General features: G+C 71.4%; 14 protein-coding genes and 1 tRNA gene. 3 read left to right on the top strand and 12 right to left on the bottom strand.

Going from position 1 to position 12,041, the window contains the following annotated elements; all coding sequences use genetic code 11:
• Positions 1 to 2 precede the first annotated feature (2 nt).
• Complete coding sequence (locus ACZ51I_RS18975) at positions 3 to 926, top strand: oxidoreductase (RefSeq protein WP_468877053.1); 924 nt, start codon at positions 3 to 5, stop codon at positions 924 to 926.
• 346 nt (positions 927 to 1,272) lie between these two features.
• Here ACZ51I_RS18975 and ACZ51I_RS18970 read toward each other — a convergent pair whose 3' ends face one another.
• The 9 genes from ACZ51I_RS18970 to ACZ51I_RS18930 all read right to left on the bottom strand — a co-directional run bounded on the left by ACZ51I_RS18970 (position 1,273) and on the right by ACZ51I_RS18930 (position 6,848).
• Entirely contained in the window at positions 1,273 to 2,082 is an 810-nt protein-coding gene (locus tag ACZ51I_RS18970) for a hypothetical protein (RefSeq protein WP_468877050.1), read from the bottom strand.
• 50 nt (positions 2,083 to 2,132) lie between these two features.
• The gene (locus ACZ51I_RS18965) at positions 2,133 to 3,053 is read right to left on the bottom strand and encodes an RNA polymerase sigma factor SigF (protein ID WP_468877049.1); all 921 of its coding nucleotides are present in this window, start codon (positions 3,051 to 3,053) and stop codon (positions 2,133 to 2,135) included.
• 235 nt (positions 3,054 to 3,288) lie between these two features.
• Positions 3,289 to 4,134, bottom strand: a complete 846-nt coding sequence (locus ACZ51I_RS18960) for an RNA polymerase sigma factor SigF (RefSeq protein ID WP_468877047.1) — start codon at positions 4,132 to 4,134, stop codon at positions 3,289 to 3,291.
• Between the two features lie 211 nt (positions 4,135 to 4,345).
• The gene (locus ACZ51I_RS18955) at positions 4,346 to 4,639 is read right to left on the bottom strand and encodes a Dabb family protein (RefSeq protein WP_468877045.1); all 294 of its coding nucleotides are present in this window, start codon (positions 4,637 to 4,639) and stop codon (positions 4,346 to 4,348) included.
• A 9-nt stretch (positions 4,640 to 4,648) separates the two neighbouring features.
• A complete protein-coding gene (locus tag ACZ51I_RS18950; RefSeq protein WP_177181689.1) occupies positions 4,649 to 4,813 on the bottom strand; it encodes a hypothetical protein in 165 nt (54 codons plus the stop codon).
• A 417-nt stretch (positions 4,814 to 5,230) separates the two neighbouring features.
• A tRNA-Ser gene (locus ACZ51I_RS18945) sits at positions 5,231 to 5,315 on the bottom strand.
• A gap of 67 nt (positions 5,316 to 5,382) precedes the next feature.
• Entirely contained in the window at positions 5,383 to 5,811 is a 429-nt protein-coding gene (gene tadA, locus ACZ51I_RS18940; protein ID WP_468877041.1) for a tRNA adenosine(34) deaminase TadA, read from the bottom strand.
• 77 nt (positions 5,812 to 5,888) lie between these two features.
• Positions 5,889 to 6,434 carry a tRNA adenosine deaminase-associated protein gene (locus ACZ51I_RS18935; RefSeq protein ID WP_468878184.1) on the bottom strand — a complete coding sequence of 182 codons (546 nt, stop codon included), beginning with the start codon at positions 6,432 to 6,434 and terminating at the stop codon, positions 5,889 to 5,891.
• Between the two features lie 204 nt (positions 6,435 to 6,638).
• A complete protein-coding gene (locus ACZ51I_RS18930) occupies positions 6,639 to 6,848 on the bottom strand; it encodes a hypothetical protein (RefSeq protein WP_468877038.1) in 210 nt (69 codons plus the stop codon).
• A gap of 92 nt (positions 6,849 to 6,940) precedes the next feature.
• Here ACZ51I_RS18930 and upp point away from each other — a divergent pair, with 92 nt between their 5' ends.
• A complete protein-coding gene (gene upp, locus ACZ51I_RS18925) occupies positions 6,941 to 7,576 on the top strand; it encodes a uracil phosphoribosyltransferase (protein WP_468877036.1) in 636 nt (211 codons plus the stop codon).
• A 103-nt stretch (positions 7,577 to 7,679) separates the two neighbouring features.
• Here upp and ACZ51I_RS18920 read toward each other — a convergent pair whose 3' ends face one another.
• Entirely contained in the window at positions 7,680 to 8,306 is a 627-nt protein-coding gene (locus tag ACZ51I_RS18920) for a LytR C-terminal domain-containing protein (RefSeq protein ID WP_468877034.1), read from the bottom strand.
• 102 nt (positions 8,307 to 8,408) lie between these two features.
• Complete coding sequence (locus tag ACZ51I_RS18915; RefSeq protein ID WP_030209440.1) at positions 8,409 to 8,705, bottom strand: type II toxin-antitoxin system VapB family antitoxin; 297 nt, start codon at positions 8,703 to 8,705, stop codon at positions 8,409 to 8,411.
• A 97-nt stretch (positions 8,706 to 8,802) separates the two neighbouring features.
• Between ACZ51I_RS18915 and ACZ51I_RS18910 the strand changes: the two genes are divergently transcribed.
• On the top strand, positions 8,803 to 10,395 hold the full coding sequence (locus ACZ51I_RS18910; RefSeq protein WP_468877030.1) for a helicase HerA-like domain-containing protein: 1,593 nt from the start codon (positions 8,803 to 8,805) through the stop codon (positions 10,393 to 10,395).
• 7 nt (positions 10,396 to 10,402) lie between these two features.
• Here ACZ51I_RS18910 and ACZ51I_RS18905 read toward each other — a convergent pair whose 3' ends face one another.
• The gene (locus ACZ51I_RS18905; RefSeq protein WP_468877029.1) at positions 10,403 to 11,956 is read right to left on the bottom strand and encodes a M28 family metallopeptidase; all 1,554 of its coding nucleotides are present in this window, start codon (positions 11,954 to 11,956) and stop codon (positions 10,403 to 10,405) included.
• Positions 11,957 to 12,041 lie beyond the last annotated feature (85 nt).

Below are 12,041 nucleotides of genomic sequence, written 5' to 3'. Positions count from 1 at the left end.
ACATGACCAGGAACCAGCGCTGGACCGCCGACCACATCCCGGACCAGTCCGGGCGGGTCGTCGTCGTCACCGGAGCCAACAGCGGCCTCGGCCTCGCCACCACCCGCGCACTCGCCCGCCGGGGCGCGCGCGTGATCCTCGCCGTACGGGACGAGGAGAAGGGCCGCCGGGCCGTCGAGGCCCTGGAGGTCGACGCCCGTCTGCTCTCCGTCCGGCGGATCGACCTCGCCGACCTCGACTCGGTGCGCGCCTTCGCCGAGCGGGTGCGCGCGGAGCACCCGCGCCTCGACGTGCTCGTCAACAACGCCGGCGTGATGGCACCGCCCCGCACGCTCAGCCCCCAGGGCCACGAGCTCCAGTTCGCCGCCAACCACCTCGGCCACTTCGCGCTGACCGGCCTCCTGCTGGACCCGCTCGCGGCCGGGAAGGACCCCCGGGTGGTCACGGTCAGCTCGATCAACCACCGGCAGGGCGGCCTCCGCTTCGACGACCTGAGCGGCGAGCGCGGGTACGCGCCGATGGCCTTCTACAACCAGTCCAAGTTCGCCAACGCCGTCTTCGGCCTGGAGCTGCACCGCCGTCTGACCGCGAGCGCCAGCCCGGTCCGCAGCGTGCTCGCCCACCCCGGGTACACCGCCACCAGCCTCCAGATGAAGGACACCGCCGGTCTGGTGAAGCTGCTCTTCGGGCGCATCGGCAACCCGCTGCTCGCCCAGCGGCCGGAGCAGGGCGCGCTGCCCCAGCTGTACGCGGCCACCGATCCGTCCGTCGTGGGTGGCGAGTTCATCGGCCCGGACGGCCTGGGCGAGCTGCGGGGCGCCCCGACCCGCGTGCGCCTCTCGGACGCGGCGGCCGACCCCGGCACGGGCCGCCGGCTGTGGGAGGAGTCGGAGCGCCTGACGGGGGTGCGCTTCCCCGGCGCCTAGCCAAGATCCCCCGGACAGGCCCTGATTCCCCGGCCCGTACTCGCACATCAGAAACCTCCGCGACCTGCGGGTGCGGCTCGCGGCCACCCGGCAGCGGATCGAGCCGACCGAGGTCGCGGACACCGCCGTCTTCCTCCCCTTCTCCTCCTCCGCCGCCCGGGCCTGGGCGGGCTGCGTGCCGCCGCCGGGAAGCCGGTCCTGGGCGTCGGGCGGGAGGCGGCGGGTCAGGAGGCGCTGACCGGGCCGTCCCGCCGGATCGCGGAGCTGACCGGGGCGGAGACCGTCGAGTTCCCCGGCGGCCACGTGGGCTGCGTGGAGCACCCGGCGGAGGTCGCGGAGGTACTGGTCAGCGCCATACGGCGGTGACCTCACGGGTCTCGATCCGCATGCCGAGCGGCACCCGCCAGGAGTCCACACACACGGTGTACGTCTGCGTCCGCGCCGCACCGGCGGCGATCGGCGTGGGGAGCGGCTGACGGGAGGGGACCGTCCCCCAGTCGGTGCCGAGCAGACCGATGATGTGCGTCGAGAAGCCGGCCGTGCCCGAAGTTGCGGCGGAACCACCGGTGTTGCGGAAGGTCACGGTCACGCGCTGGCACCAGCGCCGGTCGCCGTCCGCGATGCTGGGCGCGGAGACGGTGAGCACGGCGGGCCCGGGAGCGGGGGTCGGCGCGGGGGAGGACGGGGGCGTGCCGGTGCCGGGTGCGGTGGTGCCGGGAGTCGCGGAGGGGGTACGGGGCGGGGTGCCGCCCCCGGAGCCGGTGCCGGACCCGTCACGGGCGGGCGGCGCGGTCGCCGGAGCCGTACTCGATCCCGTACCCGTGTCCGTACGGGAAGACCCGGAGGTACCGGAAATCCCGGAGGTCCCGGAAGTCGATGGCGCACCGGACGGGCCCGGAGAGGCACCGCTGGAGGGCGCGCCGGACGTCCCGGGGGGAGCCGGCGACGGGGACGACGTGCTGGATGTCGTCCCGCTCGCGGACGGGCTCTCCAGGGGGACGAGGGTGACCACCCCCGAAGGGGCGACCGCGCCCTTCGGGGAGGGGCCGGCGCCGACCGCCGCGTACCCCTCGCCGTCTCCGCCGCCACCGCACGCGGTCAGCGCTCCGCCGAGGCAGAGCGCCACCGCCACGAGTCCGGGCTTCCTTCGCCGCATGCGCCCCAGTGTGGCTGACGAGCCGTCAACGGGGTGGCAGTTTGGGGAAGTCAGTCGGAGATGAGGCCTTCGCGCAGCTGGGCCAGGGTGCGGGTGAGGAGGCGCGAGACGTGCATCTGGGAGATGCCGACCTCCTCGCCGATCTGGGACTGGGTCATGTTGGCGAAGAAGCGGAGCATGATGATCTGCCGCTCCCGGGGCGGCAGTTTGGCCAGCAGCGGCTTGAGGGACTCGCGGTACTCGACGCCTTCGAGGGCCGTGTCCTCGTAGCCCAGGCGGTCCGCGAGCGAGCCCTCGCCGCCGTCGTCCTCGGGCGAGGGGGAATCGAGCGAGGACGCGGTGTACGCGTTGCCGACGGCGAGGCCGTCGACGACGTCCTCCTCCGACACCCCGAGCACGGCGGCGAGTTCGGGGACGGTGGGGGAGCGGTCGAGCTTCTGCGCGAGCTCGTCGCTGGCCTTGGTGAGGGCGAGGCGCAGCTCCTGGAGCCGGCGCGGGACGCGGACCGACCACGAGGTGTCGCGGAAGAAGCGCTTGATCTCACCGACGACGGTCGGCATGGCGAACGTCGGGAACTCCACGCCCCGTTCGCAGTCGAAGCGGTCGATCGCCTTGATCAGGCCGATGGTGCCGACCTGGACGATGTCCTCCATCGGCTCGTTGCGGGAGCGGAAGCGGGCCGCCGCGTAGCGCACGAGGGGGAGGTTGAGCTCGATGAGGGTGTCGCGGACGTAGGTCCGCTCCGGGCTGTCGGCCGCGGCTCCCTCGGTGTCGAGGGCGCGCAGCCGCAGGAAGAGGGAGCGGGAGAGGGTGCGGGTGTCGAGGGCTCCCGACGTGACCGTCATCGGCGGCTGCGTGACCTCCGGGGCCGGCCGGACTTCGCTGTCGGTCGCGGTCGGCGCCGTCGTCTGCGCGGGCACGGGAACGGGCGTGAGCGTGAGCACCTTCGAGCTGCCCAGTTCTGTGGACATGCCACCCCCTTGAGGTCGCGGACGGTCGCGGCGGCCGCGACCATCTGAGGAACGCAGCCTCCACCTGAATACCGGCGGCGGGGCTGCGGCAAACTCGGTTCCAGCAGAATGTCACATGTCGGCAACACGCTGTAGTGACTTGTCGACACAGCGAGGTTGCATTTCCGCAGGAAACAAGGGGTGTACGGCATTTGGTCCCTCGGAGAACTGCTCCGAACCGGTCTACCCGTTCTGGTTACGCCTCGATCCTGTTTGCGGATCTCAAGCGGGCGAAACTGCGGGCGAGGAGCCTTGACACGTGCATCTGGGAGACGCCGAGTTCCTGGCTGATCTGAGACTGGGTCAAATTGCTGTAGTAGCGCAGCATCAGGATCCGCTGCTCCCGCTCGGGCAGCTGGACGAGCAGGTGCCGGACGAGGTCGCGGTGCTCGACGCCGGCCAGGGCGGGGTCCTCGTAGCCGAGCCGGTCGAGCAGTCCGGGCAGTCCGTCGCCCTCCTGCGCGGCCTCCAGGGAGGTGGCGTGGTAAGAGCGGCCGGCCTCGATGCAGGCGAGCACCTCGTCCTCGCCGATCCGCAGCCGCTCGGCGATCTCCGCCGTCGTGGGGGAGCGGCCGTGAGCGGTCGTCAGGTCCTCGGTGGCGCCGTTGACCTGGACCCAGAGCTCGTGCAGCCGGCGCGGCACGTGCACGGTCCGGACGTTGTCGCGGAAGTACCGCTTGATCTCGCCGACGACGGTCGGCATGGCGAAGGTGGGGAACTGCACGCCCCGGTCGGGGTCGAAGCGGTCGATGGCGTTGATGAGGCCGATGGTGCCGACCTGGACGACGTCCTCCATCGGCTCGTTGCGGGAGCGGAAGCGGGCCGCCGCGTACCGCACGAGCGGCAGGTTCGCCTCGATGAGGGCCCCGCGCACCCGGTCGTGCTCGGGGGTGCCCGGCTCCAGGTTCTTGAGCTGCCCGAAGAGCACCTGGGTGAGGGCGCGGGTGTCGGCGCCACGGGTGCTCTGGGGGCGGGGACGCGGGGCCTCCGGGCCGCCTGCCTCGTGCTGGGGCGGGACCTGAGGTGCTGTACTGGCCGGCACGTTCACGCCACCCCTTTGGCTGGTCTTGCTGGTCGACTGGGTCAACTACGGTCAACTCATCCGTCAAAAGCGGTCATAGCATCACAAGACATGTCCACTGTGTGCAAGCACCGCAAAGTGACGTGTTGAGGGCATAACGGTGGAAAAGGGGAGGTCACACACGGAAAAGACCCCCTGCCGCAGGAGCAGGGGGCCTCGGGGTGAAGCGGGGCTAGAAGGCGTAGTCCGCGATCACCCAGGTGGCGAACTCGCGCCACTGGGCGACGCCCGCCTGGTGCGCGGGGTGGTCGAGGTAGCGCTGGAGCGCGTCCGTGTCCTCGACGGCCGAGTTGATGGCGAAGTCGTACGCGATCGGCCGGTCCGTGATGTTCCAGTCGCACTCCCAGAACCGCAGCTCCGGGATCTGGTCGCCGAGCGCGCGGAACGCCTCGACACCGGCGACCACCTGCGGCTCGTCGCGCGAGACGCCGTCGTTGAGCTTGAAGAGGACCAGATGGCGGATCACGAAAAGCTCCTAGTTGACGAGTTCGGTCATGAACTGGCCGACTCCCTGGGCAGCGCTGGAAATGCCCTCGAACCCTACCTGGACGAGGTCGGCCGCCCGGGCCGGGGAGGTGACGATCGTGTACAGCACAAAGACCACCACCGCGTACAGCGCGACCTTCTTCGCTTGCGCCATCTGCCCAGCCCTCCCCTGTTCCCCCGCCGAACGACCGCGCCACTCTAACCGAGCCTTTATGGACCAAGGGCCCGGCGACCGGGGCCTTTCGCCGCCCCCCCCCGGAAGGGTGACGGGCGAGCAGGATGAATGTCGAGCCCGGCGGATCTGGCAGGAATGCGCGGGGCTCGAAGGAACCGGCCCGCACTGCGGGGTCCGCGCCGCTGGCTTCCCCCGGAGGCGGCGCAGGACTTGCAGGTCCGGTTCTCATCGGGGGGGGGGCGGCTTGTCCCCCCGATGCCGCTCCCCCCGTCCTGCGGAAGAAGGCCCCGGCCCGCGCCACGAGCGTGGCCCGGGGCCTTTTGCGTACCCCTCTCCGTACCCACGCGAGATACGCCGAAGGGCCCGGCGCTGATGCGCCGGGCCCTTCGATCGAAGCGGTAGCGGAGGGATTTGAACCCTCGGTGACTTGCGCCACACTCGCTTTCGAGGCGAGCTCCTTCGGCCGCTCGGACACGCTACCGAGAGAGAGCTTAGCCGAAACTGGCGCTGCGATGAAATCCGTATCGCAGCCCAGGTCGGAGCAGGGGTCAGCGGCTGCGGAAGAAGGCCGTCAACTGCTCCGCGCACTCCTCGCCGAGGACGCCCTGGATCACCTCGGGGCGGTGGTTGAGCCGCTGGTCCCGCACGAGGTCCCAGAGCGAACCGGTGGCGCCCGCCTTCTCGTCGAGCGCCCCGAACACCACCCGGTCGACGCGCGACTGGACGAGTGCGCCGGCGCACATCACGCACGGCTCCAGGGTCACGACGAGCGTGCACCCCGTCAGCCGCCACTCGCCGGTCACCGCGGCCGCCCGGCGCAGGGCGAGCACCTCGGCGTGCGCCGTGGGGTCCCCGGTCGCCTCCCGCTCGTTGTGCGCGCGGGCGATCACCGTGCCGTCCGGCCCGAGCACGACCGCCCCGACCGGTACGTCACCGGCCGGAGCGGCCGCGTCGGCCTCGGCGAGAGCGAGCCGCATGACGTCCCGCCAGGGATCCCGCACCGGGTCCCGAACGGCGTCGGGAGCGGGGTCGGGAACAGGTACCGCGGGTGCCACTAGCGGACGGCCTCCAGAACCTCGGCGGCGCCCAGCGTGTCCGCGATCTCCGCGAGCGCGTCGCTGTCCAGGGCCAGCAGGTCCTCGGCCGACATCCCGAGGTCCGCCAGGATCAGCCGGTCGCCCACCGGAGCGGCCGGGACGGCCTCGGCGGCGACGGAGCCCGCCTCGTCGTCCTCGTCCGCCTCGGCGTCGAGCGGCTCCCCGTCCTCGGTGCCGTCCAGGTCCAGCGCCTCCAGGTCGTCGACCAGGACGTCCAGGTCGTCCAGGTCGTCGCCGAGGATCTCCCGGGTGAGCATCTCCCCGTACGAGGAACGGGCGGCGGCGGCGGCGTCCGAGACGTAGATACGAGGGTCTTCCTCACCCTCGATCCGGACGATCCCGAACCACGCGTCCTCCTGCTCGATGTAGACGATCACCGTGTCGTCGTCCGAGGCCTCACGGGCGAGCTCGGCCAGATCCGACAGGGTCTCCACGTCGTCGAGCTCCGTGTCGCTCGCTTCCCACCCGTCTTCGGTGCGCGCGAGCAGTGCGGCGAAGTACACCTGACTCTCTCCCACTGATCAGAGGTGTGACGTTCCGGCGGCGCGCTCCTGATGCCCGCCCAATCGGCATCGTGACAGAAACGACGCCATCTGGAGAGGTCTTCGGCTCTTGCGTCGTGCATCAGTCTGAACGACCCCGCGATCGGGCGGGCGTGCGACCCCGGCGCACGACGGGGGCGCACGGCGGGTCCGCCGTCCGGCACCTCACCACCGGAAGGTCCGCATCCGCATGGCCTGGCGCATCCGGGCGGCCCGGGCGCGCCGCGGCTGCACGCGCTCGCGCAGCGCCTTGGCCTCGTTCAGTTCGCGGAGGAACTGGGCGCGGCGCCTGCGCCGCTCCGCGTCGGTCTCCGGTGCCGGCGTGCGGGCCGCCCCCTCGGCGGCTCCCTTTGCCGGTTCTTCCAGGTCGGGCATCTGCCACACCACCCCATCGCTGGGTCCCTGTGTCCCCACCTTCCCCCGGCGGCGTGGGTCGATGCCAGTGCGGGGCGGGCTACTGTTGAGTCATGCGTCTCCACGTCGTCGACCACCCTCTGGTCGCCCACAAGCTCACCACCCTGCGCGACAAGCGCACGGACTCCGCGACCTTCCGCCGTCTCGCCGACGAGCTGGTCACCCTGCTCGCCTACGAGGCCACCAGGGACGTGCGGACCGAGCAGGTCGACATCGAGACCCCCGTCACGCCGACGACCGGCGTGAAGCTGTCGCACCCGCGTCCGCTGGTGGTCCCGATCCTGCGCGCCGGGCTCGGCATGCTCGACGGCATGGTGCGGCTGCTCCCGACGGCCGAGGTCGGCTTCCTCGGCATGATCCGCGACGAGCAGACGCTGGCGGCGTCGACCTACGCGACGCGGATGCCGGAGGACCTCTCGGGCCGCCAGGTGTACGTCCTGGACCCGATGCTGGCGACCGGCGGCACGCTGGTCGCGGCGATCCAGGAGCTCATCAAGCGCGGCGCCGACGACGTGACCGCGGTCGTGCTCCTCGCCGCCCCGGAGGGCGTCGAGGTCATGGAGCGCGAGCTCGCCGGCACGCCGGTGACCGTCGTGACCGCCTCGGTCGACGAGCGCCTCAACGAGAACGGCTACATCGTGCCGGGCCTGGGCGACGCGGGCGACCGCATGTACGGCTCCGCCGAATAAGGCACAGCCGGCCCCGCCGAATAGGACACAGCCGGCTCCGCCGAACCAGGCGCAGCCGGCTCCGCCGAGCAGGACACAGCCGGCTCCGCAGAGCCGGCGCTCCCTACCGGCAGGGCTTCACCGCGGGCGCGGGCTTGGTCAGGGTGACCAGGGCCGCGTCCGCCTTCGCTTTCGGGGACAGCGTCTTGAACGCGGTCCCGATGATCAGGTCCACGTCCGCCGTGTCCCGGGTGTCCGTCCTGGTCGTGGCGCCCGCGAGCTGGGTGCCGAGGACCGGGAAGGCGCCCTTGGTGGCCGCGGGCGCGCCGACCAGCAGGCCGGCGCCCGGGACCTTCTTGTCGAAGGCGGCGGGCGCGTTCCCCACCTTGCCGATCTTGAAGCCGCGTTTCCTGAGTTCGTCGGCGGTCGTCTTGGCGAGCCCGCTGCGCGGGGTCGCGTTGTAGACGTTGACCGTGATCTGCGCGGGCTTGGGGAACGCGGCGGCGGGCGCGGCGGTCGCCTTGGGGGCCGGCTTGCAGTCGGCCTGCTTGCCGGCCGTCGTCTTCGTGCCGTCACCGGAGAAGACGTCGACGAGCTGCAGCGTCCCCCAGCCGGCCGCGCCGAGCACGACCACGGCGGCGGCGGACGCGAGGACGATCCTGCGCCGGCGGTGGGGGCGCCGCATACGGGGGTAGACATCGCCCGTGATGCGGTACTTTCCGCCCATGCCGGGGGGAGTGAGCATGCTCATGAACGCAGCGTAATGCCGCCCGTCTGCGATGCCTACTTGATGATCATGTGATCGCGTCCGGATGGGGGTGAACTGCCCTCGAAAGGGTCAGCGGAGCGACGGTCAGTCGAGTTCCAGGACGCGGGCGTGCAGCACCTGGCGCTGCTGGAGCGCCGCGCGGACGGCGCGGTGCAGTCCGTCCTCGAGGTAGAGGTCGCCCTGCCACTTCACGACGTGCGCGAAGAGGTCGCCGTAGAAGGTGGAGTCCTCGGCGAGCAGGGTCTCCAGGTCCAGCTGGCCCTTGGTGGTCACCAGCTGGTCGAGGCGGACCGGGCGCGGCGCGACGTCCGCCCACTGCCGGGTGCTTTCCCGGCCGTGGTCGGGATACGGCTTTCCGTTTCCGATGCGCTTGAAGATCACACGGAAAGCCTACCGGGCGAGCGGCTCCCGGCGCAGCCACGCGAGGCCGGTGGGATGCTGGTGCAAACCGTGAGAAAACCGGAATCGGGGTGCCGTCATGAGCGTGAGCGAGCCGCCACCCGCCTCCCTGGCGGGGCCCGCCGCCGAGATCGCCGCCGGGTACGCCTTCGACGGACCCGCACTCGAACTGGGGGCTCTGCTCTGGGACGGCGTCTGTCACCCGGACGCGCCCGTCCGCGTCCCGCTGCCGGTGCTCAACCGGCACGGTCTCGTCGCCGGAGCCACCGGCACCGGCAAGACGAAGACGCTCCAGCTGATCGCCGAGCAGCTCTCGTCGCACGGCGTGCCGGTCTTCCTCGCCGACATCAAGGGGGACGTGTCCGGCATCTCGGCCCCCGGCCAGGACGGCGAGAAGGTCCGGGAGCGCGCGGGGCAGGTGGGCCAGGAGTGGCGGTCACGCGACTTCCCCTGCGAGTTCTACGCGCTCGGGGGCGCCGGCACCGGCATCCCGGTGCGCGCGACGGTGACCAGTTTCGGTCCCGTGCTCCTCTCCAAGGTGCTCCAGCTCAACCGGACGCAGGAGCAGTCGCTCGGCCTGATCTTCCACTACGCCGACGCCAAGGGCCTGGAGCTGGTCGACCTCAAGGACCTGCGGGCGGTGGTCGCCTTCCTGGTCTCGGACACGGGGAAGGCCGAGCTCAAGGGGATCGGCGGCCTCTCGACGGTGACGGCCGGGGTGATCCTGCGGGCGCTCACGGCCTTCGAGCAGCAGGGAGCGGGGGACTTCTTCGGGGAGCCGGAGTTCGACACGGCCGCCTTCCTGCGGACGGCGGAGGACGGGCGCGGGATCGTCTCGGTCCTGGAGCTGCCGGCCGTGCAGGACAAGCCGCAGCTGTTCTCGACGTTCCTGATGTGGATGCTGGCGGACCTCTTCCACGACCTGCCGGAGGTCGGCGACCTGGAGAAGCCGAAGCTGGTCTTCTTCTTCGACGAGGCGCACCTGCTGTTCAGCGGCGCCTCGAAGGCCTTCCTGGAGTCGATCACCCAGACGGTGCGGCTGATCCGCTCGAAGGGCGTCGGGGTCTTCTTCGTGACGCAGACCCCGAAGGACGTCCCCTCGGACGTGCTCGCCCAGCTCGGCAACCGGGTGCAGCACGCGCTGCGCGCCTTCACCCCGGACGACGCGAAGGCCCTGAAGGCGACGGTGCGGACCTTCCCGAACTCGCCGTACGACCTGGAGGAGGTGCTCACCGGGCTCGGTACGGGCGAGGCGGTGATCACCGTACTGAGCGAGAAGGGCGCGCCGACGCCGGTGGCGGCGACCCGCTTGCGGGCCCCCGAGTCGCTGATGGGCCCGGTCGACGCGGCCGCGCTGGCCGCGGCGGTGCGGGCTTCGCCGCTGTACGGGCGGTACGCGGAGGCGGTGGACCGGGCGTCGGCGTACGAGAAGCTGAGCGCCGAGCAGAAGGCGGCGGAGGCGGCGGCGCTGGAGGCGGCGCGGGAGAAGGAGACAGCGAGGGCTCCCGCTCCCAAGGATCCCGAGGATCCGGAGGATCGGAGGAGGGAGCCCTCGCTCGCCGAAAAGGTGGTGGGCAGCGGGGTCTTCACGTCCCTGGCCCGGTCGATCGGCACCCAGGTGGGCCGGGAGATCAGCCGTTCGCTCTTCGGGACCGCCCGCCGGAGGCGCTGAGCGCCGGCTAGGCGGTCACCTCGTCGTGGTCGCCGTGCAGGCCGCCGCCGCTGCCGGCGTCGCCCGTGGTCGGGGTGGAGACGACCGGCTTGCGCAGGGAGGAGATGTCGTGGGCGTAGGTGCCCACGGCGTTGGCGATGACGTCGATGTTGACGTCGAAGGCCGTCATGTCGATGTTGCGGAGGTCGTCGCCCTTGGCGTGGTAGTTCACGTCGTAGGCGACGCCCGCCGTGCCGCCGTACTTGGCGGCCTGGGCGGCGGTCTTGATGCCCTCGGCGCCGGTGAAGGTGCCGCCGGAGGGGATGCCGACCTTGATGAACGGGCCGTAGTCGGAGCGGCCGGTGAAGTCGGTGCCCTCGTGCGGGACCCCGCGCTTGTCCATGAAGTCGGTGATGTCGCGCTCCAGTTGGGCGGAGCCCTCGGGGCCCGCGTCGGCGCCGACGCCGTCGGAGTTGTCACCGTCGTACACGAACAGGCCGTAGTTCGGCGAGGCGATCATGTCGAAGTTGAGGTAGAGCTTGATCTCCTTCTTGTCGAGCTCCGACAGGTGGGTGACGTAGTGCTCGGAGCCGAGGAGGCCGACCTCCTCGGCCGACCACCAGGCGAAGCGGACCTTGTTGCGGACCTTGTCCTTCGACTTGGCGAGTTCCAGGGCGGTCTGCAGGAGACCAGCGGAGCCGGAGCCGTTGTCGTTGATGCCGGGGCCCGCGGTGACGGAGTCGAGGTGGGAGCCGAGCACCACCGTGTTGGCGGCGTTCCCGCCCCTGGTCTCCGCGATGACGTTGTTGGTGGTGCGCTTCTCCTGGAGCTGGCGGATCTCGAAGGAGAGCGAAACCGGGCCCTTGGCGAGGTCGGCGGCGAGCCGCGTGCCCTCGGCGAGGCTGATCCCGCCGGTGGGGATCTTTCCGGCGGCAGGGTCGCCGAGGGTGCCGGAGAGGGCGCCTTCGACGTTGTTGTAGACGACCGCGCCGACGGCGCCGGCCGCGGCCGCGTTCTGCTGCTTGACCGCGAAGGAGCAGACGCCGCGCTTGATCAGCGCGATCTTCCCGGTGAAGGTGCCGGAGGCGAAGTCGCCCGGCTCGCAGCCGGTGGAGCCGTCGGCGTCGACGGGCACGGCCGCGAGCTCGGCGGTGATGCCGCCGACCGGGGTGGACTTCGTGTACGTCATGGCCTTGATGTCGAGCGCCCGGGGTTCGGGCGCGAGGACGGAGGCCTTCTCGGCGAGCGTCTGGGTGTAGATGAAGTCGAACTGCTGGTACCGGACGTCGTATCCGGCCTTCTTGAGCTGCGTGTACACGTACGCGGCCGAGGCGTCGTGGCCGAGGGTGCCGGCCGCGCGGTTCCCACCGGCCGAGTCGGCTATCGCCTGGAACTTCTGCAGGTGCTTGTAGGCGTCCTGGGCGGTGGTTTCGCGGACCAGCTTCTTCGCCAGCCTGGCGGCATCGCGGGCGGGTGCGGCCGTGGGGTCCTGACCCGCGGTGGCGGGGGAGGCAAGGACCAGCGGGGTGACGAGGGCGGCGGCGGCGAGGATGGCCGCGGCCCGGCGCTGGGATGCGTTCACAGAAGTCCTTCCCGGTACGGACGAGGTTGAGGGGAAGTTAGCGATCTCGGGGGCGTTCTGTGAACAGATCCGTCGTAATTCCTGT

Source organism: Streptomyces sp. NPDC034084 (genome assembly GCF_055575535.1).
This window is presented reverse-complemented; position numbering and strand designations above follow the sequence as displayed.